We start from the raw sequence: 24306 nt of genomic DNA, 5'->3' as shown, positions 1-24306 counted from the left end.
TAAGGCAAATCCTTTACGGGGATGCACCGAATATTGCACCAATTCACAACATAACACCTACTTAATATGGCAATGTGCTTCAATTATTCAATTTTATTTCTTACTTTTGCCAAAAAATAGGAAGCAAGAGAATGAAATTCAAGTATGACGTACTTGTCATAGGCGGCGGACACGCAGGTTGCGAAGCAGCAACGGCAGCAGCCAATATGGGTGCGAAAACCTGTTTGGTAACAATGGATATGAACAAGATTGCACAAATGAGCTGCAACCCTGCCGTGGGAGGCATTGCCAAAGGGCAGATTGTTCGTGAAATAGATGCGCTCGGTGGTCAGATGGGACTGATTACCGACGCCACGGCTATCCAGTTCCGTATGCTCAACCGTTCAAAAGGTCCTGCCGTATGGAGTCCGCGTGCGCAATGCGACCGTGAAAAGTTCATCAGCGAATGGAAACGCACGCTCGACCATACCGACAACCTTGACATCTTTCAGGATCAAGCCGACGAATTGCTCGTAAAAGACAATAAAGCACTGGGTGTCAGAACGATATGGGGTATTGAAATATATGCAAGGACGGTGGTTGTAACTGCCGGAACATTCCTCAACGGACTGATGCACATCGGGCGCAGACAAGTGGAGGGTGGCCGATGTTCGGAACCTGCCGTAAAGAACTTCACAGAAAGCATAACCCACTGGGGCATAACGAGTTCCAGAATGAAGACGGGTACACCGGTACGCATCGACAAGCGTTCTGTACACTTTGAGGATATGGAAGCACAACCGGGCGAAACGGACTATCATCAGTTCTCTTATCTCGACCGGCACAGGGAACTTCCGCAACTTCCGTGCTGGACTTGCAGCACCAACGAAGAGGCACACGAGATACTCCGTGCCGGCGTTGCTGAGTCTCCTCTGTTCAATGGACAGATTCAAAGCACAGGGCCACGCTATTGTCCTTCGATAGAGACAAAGCTCGTAACCTTTCCCGACAAGAACTCCCACCCACTCTTCCTTGAGCCTGAAGGCGTGGATACAAACGAAATGTATCTCAACGGCTTTTCATCGAGTATGCCTTGGGAGATTCAGTTGGAGGCTATCCATCGGGTTCCGGCACTCCGTGATGCGAAAATCTATCGTCCCGGATATGCCATCGAATACGATTACTTCGACCCAACGCAGCTAAAACCCTCGTTGGAATCAAAGATTATCGAGGGTTTGTTCTTTGCAGGACAGGTAAATGGCACTACCGGCTACGAGGAAGCAGGTGGTCAAGGCTTGGTAGCCGGCGTCAATGCAGCTCTGCTCTGTGCGGGAAATGAGCCGTTCGTAATGAAGCGCGACGAAAGCTATATCGGCGTTCTCATCGACGATCTCACTACAAAGGGAGTCGATGAACCCTATCGTATGTTTACTTCTCGTGCCGAATACCGCATTCTTCTGCGTCAGGACGATGCCGATGCCCGACTTACGGAGAAGGCATACGAGTTGGGAATTGCCAAACGCGACCGATATGATTGGTGGATTCAGAAGAAAGAACACATCAACAGAATCATTTCCTATTGTGAAGAAACGGCTGTGAAACCAAACGAAATAAACGGTTATCTGGATTCCATCGGCAGTTCTCCACTTCAAGGAACCGTCAAGATAGCAGATTTGATAGCACGTCCGGGAGTAGGCTTCGATGGTTTGGCAGAGCATCTGCCCAATTTAAAGGAAATAATAGAACAGTCTCCGAACCGCAAGGAAGAGATTTCAGAAGCTGCCGAGACCAAGATGAAATACAAGGGATATATTGAGCGGGAACGGGTTTTCGCAGAAAAGATGCGCCGTCTTGAAGATATTAAAATAAAAGGACACTTCAATTACAGCGAAATCCACGACCTCTCCACCGAATGTCGGCAGAAACTCGAGCGCATTCAACCCGAAACGCTCGCTCAGGCAAGCCGCATTCCGGGCGTAAGTCCGAGCGACATTAATGTGCTTTTGGTATTGATGGGAAGATAAAGAAATGAAAGCAGTCTTAATTTCTCCGAAAACAAGATTTCTTTTCGCAAACAAACATTATCACATTTCCCACCCCACATCTCCCATTTCATATCTAACGTTTCCCATCTCACATTAAAACACCCTCCGTTTCACGTGAAACAAATAATAAAACAATAAAATATAACTACCTGAATATGAACAGTAAAATTCTACTTGACAATCTTAGGTGTATTCCTGATTGGCCAATCCCGGGCGTTAATTTCCGAGACGTAACCACTCTCTTCAAATCTCCGGAAGCATTGCAAGAGATTACAGACGAAATGTATGAACTTTACAAGGACAAAGGAATTACAAAGATTGTGGGAATCGAAAGCCGCGGCTTCGTAATGTCGTCTGCCTTGGCTTTAAAATTAGGTGCAGGCATCGTTCTCTGTCGCAAACCGGGAAAGCTCCCTTGCGAAACAGTTCAAGAAAGCTACGCAAAGGAATACGGCATCGACACGATTGAAATCCACAAGGACGCAATTACGGAAGACGATATTATCCTCCTTCACGACGATTTGCTTGCTACCGGTGGTACGATGAAAGCTGCTTGCAGCCTCGTTAAAAAGTTCAATCCTAAGAAAGTCTACTGCAATTTCATCATAGAATTGCGCAGCGAGTTTCCGAACTGCCGAGACAGTTTCGACAAGGACGTTGAAATTTCATCTCTTTTGGAGTTCTAATACGCTCCCACTCTGTCAGAAATGAAAAGTGCTTATCATTTATTAAAAAAGAAACGTGAGCACAATAAAGAATGAACCAACAAAAACCGAAAGACACACAACGCCCGTCTTTCGGTTTTTAGTTGCAAAAGCAGATTTCATTCTCCACCCGTCTATCTTCCGAAAAGGATCTGACAAGATTGCAACAAACATCTCTTTTGTCCACAATCAAGTCTGTCTTGGAATACAACATTGTGAAACAGGAACAACAAAAGCATTAACGTTCCACGTGAAACAAAACGTTTCAAAACCTCTTTAAACAAAGGAGTTACAGAAAATGAACAAAGAAGAAAACTTTAAACGCTTAGAGTATCTTAAAGGCATAGTACAGACACTTCCTGAGAAACCGGGAACGTACCAGTACTATGACGAAGAGCATACCATCATTTATGTGGGAAAGGCAAAGAATCTAAAGAATCGTGTTTCTTCTTATTTCCACAAAGAGGTGGACAGATTCAAGACAAAGGTACTCGTTTCCAAAATTCACGATATCACTTATACCGTGGTCAATTCGGAAGAAGACGCATTGCTGATAGAGAATCAACTGATAAAGCAATATCAGCCGAAATACAATGTGCTGCTGAAAGACGGAAAAACGTACCCGAGTATCTGTGTTACGAACGAATATTTCCCACGAATATTCAACACACGCAACATAAACAAACGCTACGGAACATTTTTCGGCCCTTATAGCCACATAAGCAGTATGTACGCTATTCTTGATATTATAAAGAAAGTGTACAAGCCTCGCACGTGTAGATTCCCGATAACAAAAGAAGGTATTGAGCAAAATAAGTACAAACCTTGTCTTGAATATCACCTGAAGAATTGTGGAGCACCCTGCATTGGAAAGCAAAGCTATGAAGATTATCAGCAAAACATCAATCAGGCAAAGCAGATTCTAAAGGGCAACACACGTGAGGTGCAAAGGATTCTTCGGGCACAAATGGAAAAATGCGCAGAAGAATTACGTTTTGAAGAGGCTGAAGCCTACAAGCAAAGATACATTGCTCTGGAGAATTTTGCAGCCAAAAGCGAGATAGTGAGCTATACGATCAACGACGTTGATGTGTTTACTATCGTGAATGATGAGTTCAGAAAAAACGCATTCATCAATTATATCCACGTTACAAATGGTGCCATCAACCAGAGTTTTACCTTTGAATACAAGCGAAAACTCGATGAAAGCGACGCAGAACTTCTCAACGAAGCCATTCCAGATATACGCCAACGATTCAACAGCAAGGCAAAAGAGATTATCGTTCCCTTTGAATTGGACTTTAAAATAAAGGATGCCGAGTTCTTCATTCCACAGCGAGGAGACAAGAAACATTTGCTGGAGCTTTCGGAAATGAACGCCAAGCAATACAAATTCGACCGATTAAAACAAGCCGAAAAGCTGAATCCCGAGCAGAAACAAACGAGACTGATGAAAGAACTTCAGGAAGCTCTGAAACTGCCTAAGCTACCCTATCAAATCGAATGCTTCGATAATTCAAACATTTCCGGTACCGATGCCGTTGCAGGATGCGTGGTCTACAAAGCAATGAAACCCTCTAAGAAGGATTACAGAAAGTACAATATCAAGACAGTTGTCGGACCAGACGACTACACTTCTATGCAGGAAGTGGTGCGCCGTCGCTACTCTCGGATGATAGAGGAAAAGGAATCGCTACCCGACCTCATTATTACCGACGGTGGTAAAGGGCAGATGGAAGTGGTAAGAGAGGTTATCGAGGACGAACTCCACCTGAATATACCCATCGCCGGACTTGCAAAGGACAACCGTCACAGGACAAACGAGCTGCTCTACGGCTTTCCTCCCCAGACAATCGGCATAAAAACCAACTCCGAACTCTTCAAAATCCTTACCAATATACAGGACGAAGTACATAGATATGCTATATCCTTCCATCGCAACAAACGCTCTAAACATCAGTTACACAGCGAATTAGACGATATTAAAGGTATTGGAACGAAAAGCAGGGAAGCATTGTTGAAGCAATTTAAGAGCGTAAAAAAGATAAAAGAAGCTGATATTCAATCGCTTACAGAAGTATTAGGCAATGCGAAAGCTACTTTACTCTTCAATTATTTCCACTCTACGGAGGGTTAAATGAAATAAAAATAGTATATTTGCGATATGAGAATCGTTATCCAGCGTGTGAAGCACGCATCCGTAACCATCAATGGCAACGTGAAATCTGCCATCCAACAGGGTTATCTTATCCTCTTAGGCATCGGCGAAGACGACAATGAAGAGGATATTTCTTGGCTTGTTAATAAAGTCATCGGCCTACGTGTATTCGATGACGAACAGGGAGTGATGAACAAGAGCATAATGGAAGTGGACGGAGAGATACTCGTTGTTTCCCAGTTCACGCTGATGGCAAGCTACAAGAAAGGCAACCGTCCAAGCTATCTTCGCGCTGCAAGGCACGAAATCTCCATCCCACTATACAACAAGTTCTGCAAGGAACTAAGCCAAGCATTGGGAAAAACCGTGGGGGAAGGCGAATTTGGTGCTGATATGAAGGTGGAACTGCTCAACGACGGTCCTGTAACCATCTGTATGGACACGAAGAATAAAGAGTGATACCCCATCGAATACAGCGAACTGAAAACCTTCAAACATCAAGAGCATAATATGAAACTGAAACAACTTATATCCAAGCACAAGAAAAATATACAGAATGCACAGCACATATCTGTCCTTTCGTTCATTATTCTGAATATCATTTCAAGACATACAGAAGGATATGAACATCTGATTCAGGCGACAGCCATTGTATTTATAGCCGTCATTATAATTGCCTTAGTGGCAAATATAATCAACTGGAAGGGAAATACAAAGACAGAAAACATAACATACGTTCTATATATGCTGCTGATATTAACCGGATTCGCTTTCGCAATCTTTAAATCCTAAAATGTTGTAAGACTATGACAATACAGGAAGCACAAAAGATGGTGGACGACTGGATTCATCAATACGGCGTCCGCTACTTCAGCGAGCTTACCAATATGGCTTGCCTTACGGAAGAAGTGGGCGAACTGGCAAGAGTGATGGCCCGAACCTACGGCGACCAGAGCTTCAAGAAGGGGGAAAAGCCCAATATCGGCGAAGAAATGGCCGATGTTTTATGGGTACTGATGTGTCTTGCCAACCAAACCGGCGTAGATTTGACCGAAGAATTGCGCAAGAGCTTCGAAAAGAAGACGAGCAGAGACAAGGACAGGCACAGAAACAACGACAAGCTGACGGCAAAATAAATGACCTGTTATTGGAATTTAAATTAACGATTATGAGAATTAAAATCTCCGACGACCAATGGATATGGCTCTTCAAGCTGATAGGAGGATTTCTTCTGTTCGGCTTTCTCTATGGAATTGCACTCTCGCCATCCCTGCTTGAAATCGATGCTGCCGTAAGTGCCGCCTTCATGCTTGTATTCATAATCCTCGTTACACTCGCCTATGTGGGCTGGATAAAGCTCACAGAGAAGCGTAAATGCAGCGAACTGAGCCTGCGCAAGCTATTGCCGGACACGATTCAAGGGCTCGCAACAGGCAGCATATACTTCATAACAGTCGTAGGAATTATGATGCTGCTCGGTGCTTACAGCATAAAAACAACCGATTTCAACGCAGGCGAACAACTCAAGAACTTCGTTTTCTTCTTTGGCGTCGCCGTTTGCGAAGAGATTATGTTTCGCGGCATCCTGTTCCGAATGATGGATAGGAAATGGGGATTTGTCAAAGCCCTGATTATCTCAGCCCTTCTGTTCGGATTCGTACACATCACGAACGACAATGCAACGCTCTGGTCGGCATTTGCCATATCCATCGAGGCAGGCCTTTTATTCGGAACGATCTACAAATGGTGCAACAATCTATGGATGCCCATCGGCATTCACTGGGCTTGGAACTATTTGCAGGGCAACGTTTTCGGTTTCGAGGTATCGGGAACAGACAGCGGCAGCAGCATAATAACGCCCGAAATCACGGGTCACGAACTCATCACCGGTGGCAGTTTCGGTGCAGAAGCATCGGTAATATCGGTAATCATCGGTATTGCCTTTACCCTATTCTTCCTCCAGATGATACGAAAAGGGGAACTAATTAAAGAGAACACAAACATTTAAATCACTAATAATAAATTAAGTTATGGAAACAAACAATGGTAAAATCGTAAACAACAGCAAGTACGACGAAATGCTGAAGAACTACAACCTCGAGATTACAGACGAGGAAGTAAAGGAAGCTGTCAAGAAAATCATCGCTGAAAAGGTGGCAGAGAACGACACTATGGAAGTGAAGCAATTCCTCCTCGGCAGCGTTGAGCTTACCACTTTGCAGACCACCGACACAGAGGAAGAGGTATTGGCAATGACAGAGAAGGTAAACAAGTTTGCACACGAATACCCCAACCTCCCTCACGTGGGCGCAATCTGCGTATATCCTTGCTTCACAAAGCTCGTTGCCGACAGCCTCGAAGTAGACGGCGTGGACATTACAAACGTTACGGGTGCATTCCCTTCTTCGCAGACATTCCTCGAAGTAAAGACTATTGAGACAGCTCTGGCAATCAAGGACGGTGCCACACAGATTGATATCGTGCTGCCGGTAGGCAAGTTCCTCTCAGGCGACTACGAAGAAGTGTGCGACACCATCAGCGAACTGAAGCAGACCTGTGGCGAAATCCCGATGAAGGTTATCCTCGAAACCGGCGACTTGAAGAACGCTAAGAACATCAAGACGGCTGCCCTCCTCTCTATGTTTGCAGGCGCGGAATACATCAAGACCAGCACCGGCAAGGAAAAGGTAAGCGCAACGCCCGAATCTGTCTACGTAATGTGTCAGGCCATCAAGGAATTTTACGACAAGACCGGCATTCAGGTCGGCCTGAAGCCTGCCGGCGGCATCAACACCGTGATGGACGCAGTGATTTTCTACACCATCTACAAGGAAATCCTCGGCGAAAAGTGGCTCGACAACTACTGGTTCCGTCTCGGCACAAGCCGTCTGACAAACCTTCTCCTCACAGACATTCTCGGCAAGGAAACAAAGTTCTTCTAAACCAATAATGCAAATCCCCTCTATCTTTCCGCATAGAGGGGATTTTATCTTTTCGAGCAAACAGTTGATTCCACTTACAAGAAACATTATTTCACACGCTATGCACAAGTATCTTTTCCTCTTATTCTGCCTCATTTCGGCTCCCATCAGTCCTCTCTGCGCACAGGAATACAGAGTGGCAATAGCCGTTGCGAGGATAGACAACACCATCAAAAAAGCCCCGAACGGCAAATATCAGCTCTGGAAACATCCCGATTCGCTCCTGATAGACAATGCAGACAGCATTGTGTTCAAGAATAGAGAATGGTATTACATCCGGAAAGACGGCAGGCAAGGACTCTACGACAGAGACGGTAAAGTCGTCATTCCGATTGAATACGACCGTATCGAACAACTCTCCGGCTATCTCTTCCTCATTGAAAAGGATGGTAAGAAAGGCGTTTTCAACACGGATGGCAGGAAAATCCTCGATACAATCTTCGATGAAATCGAGAATAAAGGCTACGAATGGTCGGACAAGGCACGCCTGTACGTTCGCAAAAACGGCAAATACGGTCTCTGCAACGAACGTGGAGAATACCTCGCCCAACCCATATACAACGAAATAAAAGGAAATTTCTATAAGTTGGAACTCGTAAAAGACGACGGCACAGACTATCTGCTGTCCTTCAAGCATTTCGTTTCGGACGGCATAACCATCCTTCATAAATTTGTACTGGAAACCGACGGCATCCGTTCCAAGGATTTTTACATCTTCAGGAAAGACACGCTCTGCGGATTGCTCGACGAAGAAGGAAAGGTGTTTATGAAGCCCCAATACACAAAACTTGTATGTCGGGACATTGGTTATCGCTTTGGAACAACCCCTTGGCTCATTGCCTGCAAGGGAAATAACTACGGAACCATCGATATTTACAACAACGTGATTCTGCCTTTCCAGTATAAATCCATTCGGGCAACCTCCATTGTTGGCTGTCTGGCAGTAGAAACCGAAACCGGAAAACGGTTCTACGACTACGAAACAAAGAAATTCATCAATGATTACACCTTCGACGAATACCATACCAGCGATTTATACACCGCCATCAAAAAAGACGGCAAAACCACACTGATCAGCAACGACACGAAGAAAATGATGTTTCCCTATAAATATCAGGACGTCTTCAGTCAATTTCATCATCCTTATTTCTGCGTAAAGCTCAACAATCTGTACGGACTTGTGGATGCCAACGACAAAATAATCATCCCCATTATGTATGAAGATCGCCTCTGGATAACCTGTGGCGACAAGATTGTAATAAAGAAAGACGGCAAATACGGCATCATCAATCTGAAGAACGAGCTGCTCTACGGTATGATAAACCATATCATTGTAGCCTACAATGACTTCTTCGACATCTACGATTCTATGAAAGAAAACACCCGATTGGATGCAGATTTGAACGTTATTCAAGAGGCAAAAAAATAACATTGTACCGTAAAACAAAAAATTACCAACTGATGGTAAAATAATTACCAACCGATGGTAAACCGATTACCAGCCGATGGTAAACCAATTACCAACCGATGGTAAACCAATTACCAACCGATGGTAAACCGATTACCAACCGATGGTAAAATGATTACCATCGGTTGGTATTCTTATTTAAAACAGCAAAATCTTTTTCATTTCCCACGAAAATACCAATAAATGGTTATTGTGCAAACATTAACCATTATATACTTTTGCACCTGAAAGCCCGTTATTGGGCTTTGCAATCCATATAATCAACTATTAAAACCCAATTAAATGAAAAAGCTTATTCACAATCCCATCGGCTCATTAGCCTTGATTCTTATGCTCTTCCCTTTAAATCTATTTGCTCAGAACACCATCACGCTGACCACAAACAAGAAGATTGGAGAAGAAATAAAACTTATTCTGGTCTATAACGGCGCATTGACCGTAGACGGTCTGGAGGGCACTCCAAGCTCAAGCAGCTTCGACCGCAACACGTTTAAAATAACCAAACCAACCATTACGCTGACCGGTAATCTTACAGAACTCGACTGTACAAAATCGGGAATAACTGCAATTGATGTCAGCAAAAACCCCTTACTGAAGAATTTGATTTGCCAGCTCAACGAGATTAAGGAACTAAACCTAAGCAACAATCCGAACCTGAAACACTTGTATTGTGCGAAAAATTCGATAAAAGAACTTGATTTAAGCGCGAACCCGAAGTTGTCTAAAATAAGTTGTGCCGAGAACGGTCTCACTTCATTAGTCCTAAAAGACAAAACCGAGCTTGAAAGCATAGACTGCAGTGAGAACAAGATTTCGCTGCTGACACTCGACAATCTTCCAAAACTAAAGCATATCTATTGCTATGGCAACGAACTGACATCTTTGAAACTTGAATCTCTTACGGAATTGCAGTCCCTGAAATGCTACAAGAACCCACTTAACACCCTTGATATAAGTAAAAACAAAAAGCTGAATGCTCTTTATTGCCACCAAAATAATCTTACAGAACTTGACATAACAAACAATCCATTGCTGCAACGACTGGACTGCTACAACAACAAGATAGCAATACTGGACGTGAGCACCAACAAAGAGCTGAGATATCTGGACTGCAATGATAATGAAATCAGCGAACTGAATCTGACAGAAAATCCCTCGCTTTCAATCTTGAACTGCAATAAGAACAGACTTTCAGCCTTGGATATAAAAGAAAACAAATCCATAATGTTCCTGTATTGCAACGAAAATAACCTCTCGGAAATCAACGTGAACAATCAGCTCCGCCTGATGTATTTCCATTGCAACAACAATGCTTTCACCGTCTTGGACATTAGCAAGAATCCGATGCTGATGGAATTGGATTGCAGCAGCAACAGATTGCCAGAACTCAACACGGCAAACTGCACGCGGCTTACAAAACTTCTCTGTGGATATAATATGCTGACAGCCCTAAATATGAGCAACAACACGATGCTCAAAGAACTGGCTTGTATGGGCAATAAGATAAAAGGAGAGCAAATGACGGTGCTTGTCAATTCGCTACCTAACTACACACCTGCCAAAGGATATGGAGAAAAGGGGGCACTCTATTTGATGGATTCAAAGGCTGCTATGGAAGAAAACAGCTATGAGGCAAAGAATATAGTGAATATAAAAAAGAAACTGTGGATTCCCTATGATTTCAACGGAGGAAACGCTACGGAACTCGAAGAACCAAGTACCTTGATTGATAATATCAAACAGGCATCATCGATGGAAAAGAAAACTGTCTACACAATCAACGGCACGAAACTCAACAAGCCATTTGATGAATTGCCAAACGGAATTTACATCATCAATGGGAAAAAAATAATAAAATAAAACAAAACGAAAACTGGCTGCAAGTCTGTCAAGAATCGGGTCTTGAACCACCTTGCAGCCAGTTTTTACTTATCGTACTCTTCTGCTCCAACGAAACCAAGAATACTTTAACTCTTCCTTTGAATCACGAAGTCGGTATAAGCCTTCAGCTAATTGGCAATAGCCGCATCTTTCATATATTCCGATATAAAGCTCAAAGCCACATCGTGAAACTCCAATATCTGCGCTTCAACATATTATCGGCATCACACAAAAAATAAAAAACGTTAAACATTTGTTATTTTACACCAAAAGCACCTTGTTATTATTTATTACCATTATCTTTGCAATAACTAAGAACCAAAATAATGAGCTTATGAAAACCAAGAATTTATTATTAGTTTGTATGTTTGCCATATCCTTAATTTCATTTGTAAGTTGCTCAAACAATGAAAAGGAAGATATACAAACCGAGCCTAAAACAGAAACTGCACAAAAGCAATCTTCTGAATTTACCAATGCTTTCATTTCCGCAATTGAACAAGCTGATTCCGAACCGGTTTACCTTGTTTTCGATAATGCAACTAAAGAAAGCCAAATTTGCAATGAAGACCAATTCGTTTTAGGACAATGTTTGTATATGTTGGTAAATGCTGGAAATGACAAAATCATCAAAAAGACTTACGAGGCGAATATAAATGAGTGAAAGTGCTTTTAAAAAAACATCTGCGGAATAATCCTTTAACAGGCCATTCCGCAGATGTTTTTTTATATTTAAGCCGCTCTAATTCCTCCTTTGAATCACAAAATCGAGATAAGCGTTCAGCGAAGCAGCGATTTCCGCATCTTTCACATACGTTGAAATGAAGGATAATGCCTCCTGATGGAAGTCCGACATTCGCTTTTCGGCATATTCAATGCCTCCGTTTTCCTTGGTAAATGCCACTAAACGGTCGATTTCATCGGCATTCACATCGCCCTCCTTTACCTTCATTGCCAGCGCAATCATCTCCTCGTTGCCCGTAGAGTTCAAGGCGTGGATAACCGGAAGTGTCAGCTTTCCTTCAGCCATATCGTTGCCCGTGGGCTTCCCTATCTCCTTTGAATCGTAATAATCAAATATATCGTCGCGAATCTGGAAGATGATACCGATGTTCCGGCCAAACAATCGCACTGCTTCTATGGCATCTTCGTCGGCATTTCCCGCCTTCGCACCAATGACAGCGCAAGACTCGAACAGCGCAGCCGTTTTCTGCCTGATTACCTGATAATAAACCTCCTCCGATATTTTCTGATTCGAGATATTCGTCAGTTGGAGAATCTCTCCGTTTGAAAGCGTCCTTCCCAACTCTGCCAAGTCTTTCACGATGGCGTCCGACCCCGTCAGCGCAACTTTCAGAAGAGCCGTGGAAAGGATATAGTCGCCAACGAGGACTGCAACCTTGTTGTTGTAGGTGGCATTTACCGAAGCCTGTCCCCGGCGTTCCCCACTCTCGTCCACAACGTCGTCGTGAACCAAACTCGCCGTATGGAGCAGTTCCAGACCGATTGCAGCGTTCTGAGCCACGTGCGTAACCTTGCCGAAATTCTTGGCAATGAGCAGCATCAGAATCGGACGCATTCGCTTTCCGCCACGGTTCCGAATGTGCTCCAAGGCTTTCGCAAGCAGCCCTTCCTCGTGGGTTAAGGATTGGTTGAAGAGTGAGATAAATTCATCCAGTTCCTGATTAATCGGTTGTTTTATGATCGAGAGATAATCCATACGAGATAATTTTGACACAAAATTACTGAATATAATCGGTATATGTGGCATTTTTTTAGTAATTTTACCCTTAAAAATAAGATTTAATATGGATAAATTGTTTCTCATCGATGCCTATGCGCTCATCTATCGTTCGTACTATGCATTCATCAAAAACCCAAGAATCAATTCAAAAGGGCTGAATACATCGGCCGTTTTGGGCTTCTGCAACACGTTGAACGAAGTCATAACGAAGGAACAACCCACGCATATCGGTGTGGCTTTCGACCACGGACTCACCTTCCGGCACGAAGCCTATCCCGAATACAAGGCGCAACGCGAGGAAACACCCGAAGACATAAAGCTAGCCGTTCCTCTCATCAAGAGCATTCTCAAGGCTATGCGCATCCCGATAATGCAGGTGGACGGATTCGAGGCCGACGACATCATCGGAACGGTGGCTCTGCGTGCCGGTGCCGATGGAATCGAGACTTTTATGCTCACGCCGGATAAAGACTACGGGCAGCTCATTCGCCCGAATGTATATATGTATCGTCCCCGACACGGTGGCGGATATGAACAGATTGGCGAAAAGGAGGTGCAGGAGAAATACGGCATCCCCACCCCGCAACAGGTTATCGACCTGCTGGCTCTGATGGGCGACACAGCAGACAACTTTCCCGGATGCCCCGGCGTGGGCGAAAAGACAGCCGCCAAACTCATCAATCAGTTTGGTTCTATCGACAATATGCTCCAACACACGGACGAAATCAAGGGCAAGCTGCGCGAAAAGGTGGAAGCTGCCGTTGAGGACATAAAGATTTCAAAGTTCCTTGCCACCATCCGTACCGATGTTCCCATCGATATAAAGTGGGACGAGCTGAAGATGGAACAGCCCGATGAGGAGAAACTGCGCGAAATCTTTACCGAATTGGAGTTCAGAACGCTCTTGAAGAAGTTTGTTAATGAACCTCAACAAACGCAAAAAAACGATGATTTACAGCTCGATTTATTTGCCGTAAATTCGTCCATCGGTCAGGAAACTCCAAAAAACGAGAGTTTTGAGAGCCTTAAAACCACGCAGACAGACTATAAACTCATTGATAATGAGGAAGAAGCAAAGCGCATTTGTGATTATTTCTTGACAAAACAATTTGTCAGTCTGGACACAGAAACCACTTCAACGGATGCGATTGATGCAGAATTGGTGGGTTTGAGCTTTTCGGTGGAAGAGAAAAAGGCTTTTTATGTGGCAATACCGAGCGAACGTGAAGAAGCCTTAAAACTTGTAAACATCTTCAAACCACTGTACGAAAATCCTGAAATTCTCAAAATCGGCCAGAACATAAAGTACGATTACGAGGTGTTGCACAAATACGGAGTTACTGTGCAGGGTAAAATGTTCGACACAATGATTGCGCATTATCTCATCCAACCCGAGCTTCACCACAATATGGACTTTATGGCAGAGACGCTTCTCAACTACAAAACGGTTCATATTGACGAGCTGATAGGTCCGAAGGGAAAGAATCAGAAAAATATGCGCGACCTCCCGCCCACGGATGTTTATGAATATGCGTGCGAGGATGCCGACATCACGCTGCGTCTGAAGAATGTTCTGGAGCCTAAACTCAAAGAAGTAAATGCCGAAGAACTGTTCTGGAACATCGAGATGCCACTCATTCCGGTGCTTGCCGATATGGAACTCCACGGAGTGCGCCTCGACACCGAAGCATTGGAAGAAACTTCAAGAATATTTACCGAACGTATGAATGGCTGCGAGAGGGAAATTTACGAATTGGCAGGCGAACAGTTCAACATATCAAGCCCCAGACAGGTGGGCGATATTCTCTTCGGCAAGTTGCAGATAATGGAGAAACCGAAGAAGACAAAGACAGGACAATACGTTACGAGCGAGGAAGTTCTCGTCAGTCTTCAGGCAAAGCACCCCATCGTTGAAAAGATACTGAGTTACAGAGGAATAAAGAAACTGCTCAGCACCTATATAGATGCGCTCCCAAAACTGATCAAGAGGAGTACGGGACACATCCACACGTCGTTCAATCAGGCTCTTACAGCCACCGGCCGCCTGTCGTCGAGCGATCCGAACCTGCAGAATATTCCCGTGCGCACCGACGACGGAAAGGAGATTCGCAAGTGCTTCATTCCGGAAGAAAACTGTAAATTCTTTTCAGCAGATTACAGTCAGATAGAACTGCGCATTATGGCGCATCTCTCGGAAGACGAGAATATGATGGAATCGTTCCGCAGCGGCCACGACATCCACCGTGCAACGGCTGCGCAGATATGGCACGAGAACATCGACGACGTTACCGATGCACAGCGAAAGAAGGCAAAACAGGCCAACTTCGGCATCATCTACGGCATCACTACCTACGGTCTGGCGCAGCGTATGGACATTCCCAACGCCGAAGCAAAGGAACTCATAGACGGCTATTTCAAGACTTTCCCGAAGGTTCAGGCCTATATGGAGAAGGCAAAGGAGGATGCACGGCAGAAGGGCTACGCCGAAACCATCTTCCACCGTCGCCGCTATCTGGCCGCTATCAACAGCAAGAACGGCACCGTGCGTGGTTTTGCCGAGCGAAACGCCATCAATGCGCCCATCCAAGGCTCTGAAGCTGACATCATCAAGGTGGCAATGATTCGGATTTGGGAGCGTTTCAAGCGGGAGAACATCCGCTCAAAGATGATTCTTCAGGTACACGACGAACTCAACTTCTCGGTATATCCTGAAGAACAGGAACGCGTTGAGCGCATCGTGATAGAAGAAATGCAGAATGCCTACCCTCTCAACGTGCCCCTCGTGGCCGATGCCGGATGGGGAGACAACTGGCTCGAGGCGCATTAGAAGTAAGGGGACGAGGATACAAGGGGCGAGTGGACGAGCAAGCAAGCGAACCATTTGAGAAGAAAACAAGTTTGGCTCTCACAGATTTCGCAGATTCACAGATTTCATTTCCCACACAGAGAATGCAGGGCATTCAAGGATTGCACAGATTCCTTGCGACAATGAATGTATTGAATAAATGCCCCGTCGTTGCTCATCAATTATCTGTGCTATCCTTGAAGGCTTTGCCTTCTCTGTGGGCAGAGACAGAGAGAAGATTCTGTGGGTCTGTGAAATCTGTGAGAGGCAATATTGCAGTGGCTTATACCGAATTATCCAGTTGCGCCACAGCATCGGCTCTCACAGATTCACGACCTGCTTACTTGCTCCTCTTGCTGATTCACACCCCGAACTCAATTTTATTTATTTTCATCATCACTTGCAGGTACAGAAATATGTACCTATTATTTGCATTATAAACGATTAAAGCAATGAGAACTACCAACTATATTGATTTCGGAAACAACTTGGAAGAGTATCTTGACAGCGTTGCACAGAACGGCGAATCGCTGATTATCCACCGACCCAACAACGAGAGCGTAGTGATAATGCCCATAGAGGAATACAATGCGCTCAAAAAAGCGGAATACCTTATGCGCTCGAAAGGATTGGAAATATAAGTAAACGAGAGCATCCACGTCAAAAATTTCTTTACTTTTCGCTCGTCCATTTTCCACTTTATCCTGAACTCAAGACAGGCAGTTGGAAATGCGTTTTGTAATTGTGCGAAGAATGCAAAACAATCTTCGCACAATTACAATGCGTTTTTGCGAAGAATGGACTGTATTCTTCGCACAAATGAAAATCAACCATTTACATACTGATCTTCAACTACTTACAAACCACTAACCAATAACACATTATCTTCTTTGAAAAGACAGCCAGAGGGAAAACACCGATGCGCAAAACCTCCCGTTATGAGCATTCCATCAACAAAATTTAGCTAAGGGATTAAAAAATATAAAACGAAAACAAATATTCAACCTCGTTCACAAAAAAGTTACAAAATCGTAAATATGAAATTATTTAACAGTCATTTTGAAAGGCTATAATAAGAAACATATTACTTTTGCAAGCAAATAGAAACTATCATCTAAATCTATGAAAAGAAAAAAATATGAACTATAAATAGTATAGCTTACATTAATTTAAAAATTATTGCTGTCCGGTAAACCTTTTCCACATATAAAAGTTAAGGGCTAAAATCCGTATTTGGATTTCAGCCCTTTTTGTTACTTTTGTTTCTGCGAAAAAACTTCAATAACATGGGCAAAAGTACATATTTTATCGGACAGCCGGTCTATCATCAGGTAATAAAATTACTCGATAAGCAACAAATCAAGCAAATTAGCCTTGAAACACCCCGAAGTGAAGCTTATGTAAAGCGTCTTGACGGGTGGACTCACCTTGTCATAATGCTCTTTGGTGTTCTCAAACACTTTGATTCTCTTCGGGAAGTGGAGATAGGCATGAAGGCTGAAGTAAACAAACTGCATCATCTTGGCATCGACTATGTCGTTCGTCGTAGTACGCTTGCTGATGCCAACAAGCGTCGCCCACAAGAGTTCTTTGCAAGCGTTTATGCGTACCTCTTAGATCGTTATGGTTCTTTTTTATCGGACAGCCGCCCTAAAGGTGAACAGAAGACATGGGAAAAGCTTCTGTATATGATGGATTCAACTACGATTATCCTTTTTGACAACATACTCAAGGGTGTAGGCAGACACCCCAAGAGTGGTAAGAAGAAAGGCGGTATGAAGGTTCATACGGTCATGAAGTACCATGTTGGCGTTCCCATGGTCGTACAGCTTACCTCTGCCGCCACGCATGACCATTATCTACTTAAAGAAGTGCATCTTCCTAAGGATGCTACCCTTACCATGGACAGGGCATACGTTGATTATGCACAGTTCCAGCGACTTACAGAGGAAGGGGTATGCTATGTGACCAAGATGAAGAAGAATCTCACCTATACGGAGTTGTCCTCAGTAACCTATGTAAGCCCTGATGGGTTGGTTACACATACAGACAAGAAGATTGTCTTTGAGAAGGGGGAGATAAGACACCAGGCAAGACGAGTGGAACTATGGAGTAATAACTCACATAAGTCAGTTGTCCTGTTGACCAATAACCTTGAGCTTGATGTAAAGGACCTTGAGGAGATTTACAAGCGCAGGTGGGCTATTGAGTCCCTTTACAAGCAGCTCAAGCAGAACTTCCCACTGCATTTCTTCTATGGTGACAGTGTAAATGCCATACAGATACAGACATGGGTGGTACTCATTGCCAATCTGCTCTGTACCGTTATCTCCAGAATGATAAAAAGACACGTATCCTTCTCGCAGCTGGTAACCATGCTAAGGCTCACACTGATGTATTACACTGATTTCATCTCATTTATGGAAAATCCACAGAATGATGAACTCATCATAATGGCAGAAAAGGCAAATGCACCACCAAAAGAACTTGATTTATTTGATTAGGGGGCTTGGATTTCAAAAAAGAATGCGGAATTACCTATATAAAGGCAATTCCGCAAGGATTTATAGGCTATTTAAGTTTTACCGGACAGCAATAATATAAAATCTTGGCTTAATTGTTTAGAAGCTTCACCAAATAAAGTTTTGGTGAAGCTTCTAATTTTTTTTTGCAATGTTTTCTGGAGGGGATGCAGAGAATCAATAAAGGAACAGCTTTGCCGTGCTTTATTTATTCACTGCGCCACCATCTTCCCAGTAGTAGATATTGGCACTTACCGCCACTTTCTTTTTTGCAGGGAAGGCAGAAACACATACTCCGGCATAGATGGTTGGGCGACCTTCTATCTTGGGCAAGCGATAGCATTTCACATCTGAACGATAGATTTCGGAACATATGCCTACCATGCGGCGACATTTCTCCTTGGTATGTTCGATATACTCTTCTTCTGAAATTTCTTGCCAGTCTTTAGGAATTTCATTCCACATGAACCCTACTGTTTCTTCAACAGTAGGATATTCTCTGTACACATGAAATTTGATATTATCGATCCGAAAACCTGATTCTCCCGTTGTGTACTCCATTGAGGTTTCGGCATTCTTTTTTGAGACAAAGTAGTATGCTCGCGCACTCTGATGTTCCCAAAAATCCACACAGCCTCGACGAGCTTCCGTTGTATCTACTTCTTCCACCCGCATACCGAAAGCATTGAAGTAGGGGTGTATGAAGAATGGACCAGTAAGTAGCGGGTCTTGCTTCTTCGGTTTGTCTGCATAAGCGGCAAACATCACTGTGCTTAAAAGCAGGATCAGAATCGTTTTAGTAATCTTCATTTTTATTGTTGTTTTTAATATGTTAACGTGAGTTCGACGAATTATAAGTGTCTATAAATTTGGTGATTAGCGAAATTTGTTGTAATTTCAAGGTATTGAAATACAAATAATTACAAACAAATCGCTATGATCACCGAGGACAAAGTTACTAAAATATTTTGTATGGCAGATGACTTCTGCAAGTTTTTTGATGCAATGACAGCAAAATATACGCTAAAACCTACAGGAAAAAGGAAATATCATCGAAATTCTACAATGTGCACATTCCACCGTTAAGTACAACACTAGGGTAAAAATAAGCCAGAGGCAGGACATTACCTCTGGCTAAAAGACTCAGCCTACTTATATTTGAATATATCTGAAAGGATACAAGCAACTGAATCAAGAGCAAAGATACACAATTGCTCAATTACTCAAGCGCGGAGCAAGCCTACGAGAAATAGCTCGTACGATTGAAGTTTCCGTTGGTACTGTTAGTCGTGAAATCAAACGAAATAAGAGCAAGTACACTTATCGTGCTGCATATGCCCATATGCTCGCTAGAGAGCGTATTCAATGGAGACAACACCCTCGATGGTTCACGGCTAATTTGGGATGGTTACGAAAAAAACATTCATCTTATCATTGGCAATGTTGTGTTCTTCGCTGAGCCTGTTTGCTCAATCAGAGACAAAACAATCGTTTTTAGACAAACTCTCTATCGAAGTAAATGCAATCGGAGCTCCCGAACAGCACAACATAAAAGAAATTGGTTTTAATGGTCGTGTAGGTTACGAGTTTTTACCTCGTTTTCAAGTCTTGCTCAGCCTTACTGGGTCATACGGCATTATCGAAATGGAAAATGGCAAGAAAGCTTTATCGTCCAATGCAATCGGTGGTGGTATCGGGTACAAGCTATTCACAATGGACAATGGCGAACAGGTTGATGCACGTGCGTTCTGTGCTTCGTCCGTAGGTTCGGTGGACTGGAAGAAAACCGAATACACAGTAGAAGTGGCTATTAAGCTCCAGAGCAAACTTTCGCCAACATTCGCATTGGGATTCTCTCATAAAAACTCACGCACACAAGGTATCGGAAACGTAAACCATTTTTATGGTTCCATAGGTATAAGGTTCTAATCTTCCGACGGAATCAACTCAAAATTGATTAAAATAAAGAACATTAAAACGCTATTTATAGTATGAATATCTGAGTTCGGGCTTATCCCGAACTCAGTTTTGTTTTTCTGTGATGCCGTGCTTACCGCGAAAACACTACAATACTGCCTACGATTGCTGTTTAATCTCGAACAGGAAATAGAAAATTACAAGTTATCCATATAGGAAACGAGAGAAAAGAAATCAGTAAAAATTACAGACTTCGGGAGATTAGCCCAAGTTTCAGACGGAAGGTATCAATTATTTTGCGTACCTTTGCAGCGAAAAGAAACAACAATGGATATACAAGAATTTGAAATAATGGCACCTGTCGGCTCTCGGGAAAGTCTCGCGGCAGCCATACAGGCAGGAGCCGGCTCCATCTACTTCGGCATCGGACAGCTCAATATGAGGTCGCATTCGGCCAACCACTTCACGATAGACGACCTGAAGGAGATTGCCGAAACCTGCAACGAACGGGGAATAAAGACTTACCTTACCGTAAACACCGTGATCTACGGCGAGGACATCAGCACGATGCACGAGATTATAGATGCGGCGAAGGAGGCAAACATCACGGCTGCCATCGTGAGCGACGTTGCCGTGATGGTGTATTGCCGTCAGGTGGGTATGGAAGTGCATCTCTCCACGCAGCTCAACATCTCCAATATCGAGGCATTGAAGTTCTATGCTCAGTTTGCCGACGTTGCCGTGCTGGCGCGCGAGCTGAATATGGAGCAGGTGGCAGAGATTTACAGACAGATAGAGGAACAGGATGTGCGCGGACCACACGGAGAGCTGGTGCGCATAGAAATGTTCTGCCACGGAGCTTTCTGTATGGCGATTTCAGGAAAATGCTATATGAGCCTGCACGACTCAAACCGTTCTGCCAACCGGGGACAATGCACACAGATCTGCCGTCGCTCCTATACCGTTACGGACAATGAAACGGGCAATCAGCTCGAGATAGACAACAAGTACATTATGAGCCCGAAGGACTTGAAGAGCGTGCGCTTCATAGACAAGATGATGAAAGCCGGCGTGCGCGTGTTCAAGATTGAGGGACGTGCCCGTGGTCCGGAGTATGTTCACGAGGTGGTAACGTGCTACAAGGAGGCCATCCAAAGCGTTCTGGACGGCACGTTCACGGAAGAAAAGAAGGATGCGTGGGACGAACGGCTCTCAACTGTGTTCAACCGTGGTTTCTGGGACGGATACTATCAGGGACAGAAGATGGGCGAATGGACGAAGAACTACGGCAACAAGGCTACGGAGAAGAAGGTGCTCGTGGGCAAGGTAATCAAGTATTTCGCCAAATTGGGCGTGGCAGAGGTGGCTGTGGAGGCGTCTGAAATCGCAGTCAAGAACGATATTCTCATTACAGGGACGACCACGGGCGTACAGAAATTCACGCTCGACGAAATCCGTTACGAGCTTGAACCGGTGGAAAAGGCCGAAAAGGGATGGCGTGTTTCTATTCCCGTTCCCGAAAAGGTGCGACCCAACGACAAGGTGTACCGACTGGATAAGGTGGAGTTTAAGGATTGAAGAGGGGAAGTTTACGAGGGGACAAGTGGACGAGTGGACAAGTAAACAAGGGAACGAGTTTACAAGAATACCAGTTTACGAGGAGATTTCCTATTTACTGTATATAAAAAACAAATACAATGACGATAAACGAAGCACAAGATCAGGTTATAGAAGAGTTCTCTGACTTTGAGGACTGGATGGACAAGTACCAGATGCTCATTGATCTGGGAAATGATTTGGAAGCACTGGATGCACAATACAAGAACGAGCAGAACCTCATAGACGGCTGTCAGAGCCGTGTATGGCTGCAATGCGATATGGAGGACGGCCGTCTCGTGTTTACTGCCGATTCGGATGCGCTGATCACGAAGGGTATCATTGCCCTGCTCATTCGCGTGATGAGCGGGCATACGCCAAAGGAAATCATCGATGCCGACCTCTATTTCATCGACAAAATCGGTCTGCGCCAGCACTTGAGTCCTACTCGCAGCAACGGTCTGCTCTCGATGGTAAAGAAAATCAAGGCATACGCCATTGCGTTCAGCGTGTAGCCTCCCCAAGCCCCTCCAAAGGAGGGGATGTTCGTTGCACTACAACGGCACAGGAAACATTAAAAGAGGATTCTATACAAAACTATCAATGCCATCCATAAAAGAAAACATCCCCTCCTTTGGAGGGGCTTGGGGAGGCTTTTAGGCTTTATCAATGAGAAAACTACGCACCATAGAAATGAATCGCTTGTCCTTGGAAGAGTTCAAGGAGGCAAGCAAGTTGCCACTCATCGTGGTTTTGGACGACGTGCGCTCGCTGCACAACGTGGGGAGCGTATTCCGTTCCGGTGACGCTTTCCGCATAGAGGCCGTGTATCTCTGTGGCATCACGGCGACGCCTCCAAATGCCGAAATCCACAAGACGGCACTCGGTGGCGAGGATTCCGTGGACTGGAAGTATTTCGAGAATACGGAAGATGCCGTACAGGAACTTCACGACAAGGGATATTTCGTGTATAGCGTGGAGCAGGTGGAAGGGTCTACGAAGTTGCAGAGCCTGAACGTCCACCATCCGTCGCCCTCTGCCCGCTTCGCCGTAGTGTTCGGCAACGAGGTAAAAGGCGTGAAGCAGAGCGTAGTGGACAGGTGCGACGGCTGTCTGGAAATACCACAGTTCGGCACGAAGCATTCGCTCAACGTGAGCGTTACGGCAGGAATCGTGATGTGGGAATTTGCCAGAAAGCTGTTTCTCGATAAAGGATAACAAAAAGAAAATTCCACGCATTTTCAGCATTCGCACAATGCACTGATTATCAGTTTATTGCAAATCCTATTTTGGATATAGAAAAAAGGTATATACCTTTTGGATGAAAAGTATATACCTTTTTTTTCAAGGGGACGAGGAGACCTCTCACAGATCTCACGGAAGCACAGATATTGCCTTCTCTGTGAGCGGGAAATCAGGATGAAAATCTGTGAATCTGTGCTTTCTGTGAGAACTCTACTCGTCTCCTTGTCCACTCGTAAACTTGTCCCCTTATCCCTTTCTCTGTTTTCTCCCCGTGATAAACGGCACGTAGCGATAAACGAACCAAGTAATAATGGTAGTGAAGACACAGACCAAAAGAAAGGCTATCATTACCTGATAATATTCCCCCGAAAAGCCCATATTTGCTTTCTGAAGGCCTTTCGACACCAAAAGCGGCACTCCACCGGCGCAGAAATAATAGACGATGCTGCGCGCTCCTATCCATTCCAACCATCGCATACGCGACAACTGCTTGGCAAGCGTGAGGAGAAAGAGCAGAGAGAGGAGGCTGTCGATGACGAAAAGAAGCCAGTTATTAACCTGAACCGGCTCTATCATCAGGTTCACGCCGTTCCTATGCTCATATATCTTTAAAACAATTAGAAGTATTAAGAAAAAGGATGAGTATGATGGGGTGTTGAAACGGTGGAAAACTTTCTCGTGTCGATGGTAGAGATAGCCCAGATAAAGGATTGGCAACGCCATACAGGCATTCTCCAACTGCCAATAAAGTTCGGGATAATCCGATAACAAGATGCAGGTTATGAACGAGAGGACGGATGCTGCGGATAATACAATAGTTTTGCCACGACTTATCCACAGAAGAAGTGCAAAACATATTTCGGCCAATATAAGTGCGGCAATGAACCAAGATGCCTGTCCGGATATGATGCCGAAGAACGCATCGGGGATGTCTCTGCCGTGTACCAACGCCTTCGGAACGGCTATAAGGGTCGTAAAGATGAAATAGGGCATAACGATTCCACGTGCAACGGAAACGAGCTTGGAACGCAACCGAAAGCCTTTTTCCTTGTAGAAAAGATAGCCCGAGAGAAAGAAAAAGACGACAAGCACATTGACCACATAGAAATCATAGTCGATGAGATTGTCGCCAGTATAATAGATTTCAGTATGATCAAGCAATATTGCCAGCATACAGAAACCACGGAGAAGGTCTATCCAAGTCTTTCTTTCAGGCATATC

The 24306-nt window shown here is 44.3% G+C and carries 21 protein-coding genes and 1 pseudogene; 19 read left to right on the top strand and 3 right to left on the bottom strand.

Annotated elements, in window-relative coordinates; genetic code table 11:
* Positions 1-131 precede the first annotated feature (131 nt).
* From mnmG to P150_RS0107725, 10 genes are all read left to right on the top strand, one after another.
* Positions 132-2003, top strand: coding sequence for a tRNA uridine-5-carboxymethylaminomethyl(34) synthesis enzyme MnmG (gene mnmG, locus P150_RS0107775; RefSeq protein WP_028897198.1), 1872 nt, complete (start codon positions 132-134; stop codon positions 2001-2003).
* A gap of 176 nt (positions 2004-2179) precedes the next feature.
* Positions 2180-2710, top strand: a complete 531-nt coding sequence (locus P150_RS0107770; RefSeq protein WP_028897197.1) for an adenine phosphoribosyltransferase — start codon at positions 2180-2182, stop codon at positions 2708-2710.
* A 316-nt stretch (positions 2711-3026) separates the two neighbouring features.
* Positions 3027-4865, top strand: coding sequence for an excinuclease ABC subunit UvrC (gene uvrC, locus P150_RS0107765; RefSeq protein WP_028897196.1), 1839 nt, complete (start codon positions 3027-3029; stop codon positions 4863-4865).
* A gap of 27 nt (positions 4866-4892) precedes the next feature.
* Positions 4893-5345 (top strand): D-aminoacyl-tRNA deacylase, encoded by a 453-nt coding sequence (gene dtd / locus P150_RS0107760; protein ID WP_028897195.1) that lies wholly within the window; start codon positions 4893-4895, stop codon positions 5343-5345.
* 347 nt (positions 5346-5692) lie between these two features.
* Entirely contained in the window at positions 5693-6022 is a 330-nt protein-coding gene (locus P150_RS0107750) for a nucleotide pyrophosphohydrolase (RefSeq protein WP_028897193.1), read from the top strand.
* A 32-nt stretch (positions 6023-6054) separates the two neighbouring features.
* Entirely contained in the window at positions 6055-6894 is an 840-nt protein-coding gene (locus P150_RS16185; RefSeq protein ID WP_051617591.1) for a CPBP family intramembrane glutamic endopeptidase, read from the top strand.
* A gap of 22 nt (positions 6895-6916) precedes the next feature.
* A complete protein-coding gene (deoC, locus tag P150_RS0107740) occupies positions 6917-7828 on the top strand; it encodes a deoxyribose-phosphate aldolase (protein WP_028897192.1) in 912 nt (303 codons plus the stop codon).
* Between the two features lie 100 nt (positions 7829-7928).
* The gene (locus P150_RS0107735; protein ID WP_028897191.1) at positions 7929-9296 is read left to right on the top strand and encodes a WG repeat-containing protein; all 1368 of its coding nucleotides are present in this window, start codon (positions 7929-7931) and stop codon (positions 9294-9296) included.
* A 321-nt stretch (positions 9297-9617) separates the two neighbouring features.
* On the top strand, positions 9618-11195 hold the full coding sequence (locus P150_RS0107730; RefSeq protein ID WP_028897190.1) for a leucine-rich repeat domain-containing protein: 1578 nt from the start codon (positions 9618-9620) through the stop codon (positions 11193-11195).
* A gap of 355 nt (positions 11196-11550) precedes the next feature.
* Entirely contained in the window at positions 11551-11880 is a 330-nt protein-coding gene (locus P150_RS0107725; protein ID WP_028897189.1) for a hypothetical protein, read from the top strand.
* 78 nt (positions 11881-11958) lie between these two features.
* Here the strand turns inward: P150_RS0107725 and P150_RS0107720 are convergent, their stop codons facing one another.
* Positions 11959-12936: a polyprenyl synthetase family protein gene (locus tag P150_RS0107720; protein WP_028897188.1), complete on the bottom strand. Its 978-nt coding sequence runs from the start codon at positions 12934-12936 to the stop codon at positions 11959-11961.
* 88 nt (positions 12937-13024) lie between these two features.
* On the opposite strand from P150_RS0107720, the gene polA reads away from it, so the two are divergent.
* The 3 genes from polA (at position 13025) to P150_RS0107705 (ending at position 18309) form a co-directional block, all read left to right on the top strand.
* A complete protein-coding gene (gene polA / locus P150_RS0107715; RefSeq protein WP_028897187.1) occupies positions 13025-15787 on the top strand; it encodes a DNA polymerase I in 2763 nt (920 codons plus the stop codon).
* A gap of 470 nt (positions 15788-16257) precedes the next feature.
* Positions 16258-16446 carry a type II toxin-antitoxin system Phd/YefM family antitoxin gene (locus tag P150_RS16180; protein WP_051617590.1) on the top strand — a complete coding sequence of 63 codons (189 nt, stop codon included), beginning with the start codon at positions 16258-16260 and terminating at the stop codon, positions 16444-16446.
* 645 nt (positions 16447-17091) lie between these two features.
* Entirely contained in the window at positions 17092-18309 is a 1218-nt protein-coding gene (locus tag P150_RS0107705) for an IS4 family transposase (protein WP_036932140.1), read from the top strand.
* A 222-nt stretch (positions 18310-18531) separates the two neighbouring features.
* Here P150_RS0107705 and P150_RS0107700 read toward each other — a convergent pair whose 3' ends face one another.
* On the bottom strand, positions 18532-19137 hold the full coding sequence (locus P150_RS0107700; protein WP_028897185.1) for a hypothetical protein: 606 nt from the start codon (positions 19135-19137) through the stop codon (positions 18532-18534).
* Positions 19138-19263: 126 nt separating this feature from the next.
* Between P150_RS0107700 and P150_RS18190 the strand changes: the two are divergent.
* From P150_RS18190 to P150_RS0107680, 6 genes and pseudogenes are all read left to right on the top strand, one after another.
* A pseudogene (locus tag P150_RS18190) lies at positions 19264-19395 on the top strand (IS982 family transposase); the annotation flags it as partial.
* Between the two features lie 94 nt (positions 19396-19489).
* Positions 19490-19786, top strand: a complete 297-nt coding sequence (locus P150_RS17085) for a helix-turn-helix domain-containing protein (protein ID WP_081819356.1) — start codon at positions 19490-19492, stop codon at positions 19784-19786.
* Entirely contained in the window at positions 19732-20256 is a 525-nt protein-coding gene (locus tag P150_RS0107695) for a hypothetical protein (RefSeq protein ID WP_155952969.1), read from the top strand. The genes P150_RS17085 and P150_RS0107695 overlap by 55 nt, the downstream gene beginning before the upstream one ends.
* 315 nt (positions 20257-20571) lie before the next feature.
* Complete coding sequence (locus P150_RS0107690) at positions 20572-21822, top strand: peptidase U32 family protein (RefSeq protein ID WP_028897183.1); 1251 nt, start codon at positions 20572-20574, stop codon at positions 21820-21822.
* A 119-nt stretch (positions 21823-21941) separates the two neighbouring features.
* Positions 21942-22355: a SufE family protein gene (locus P150_RS0107685; protein ID WP_028897182.1), complete on the top strand. Its 414-nt coding sequence runs from the start codon at positions 21942-21944 to the stop codon at positions 22353-22355.
* Between the two features lie 154 nt (positions 22356-22509).
* A complete protein-coding gene (locus P150_RS0107680) occupies positions 22510-23058 on the top strand; it encodes an RNA methyltransferase (protein WP_028897181.1) in 549 nt (182 codons plus the stop codon).
* Between the two features lie 273 nt (positions 23059-23331).
* Here the strand turns inward: P150_RS0107680 and P150_RS0107675 are convergent, their stop codons facing one another.
* Positions 23332-24303, bottom strand: a complete 972-nt coding sequence (locus P150_RS0107675; protein ID WP_036932138.1) for an acyltransferase family protein — start codon at positions 24301-24303, stop codon at positions 23332-23334.
* Positions 24304-24306: the final 3 nt, after the last annotated feature.

It is taken from the genome of Prevotella sp. HUN102 (assembly GCF_000688375.1).
Classification (GTDB): domain Bacteria; phylum Bacteroidota; class Bacteroidia; order Bacteroidales; family Bacteroidaceae; genus Prevotella.
The sequence above is the reverse complement of the archived record's forward strand: the minus strand, read 5'-3'. Positions and strand labels throughout refer to the sequence as shown.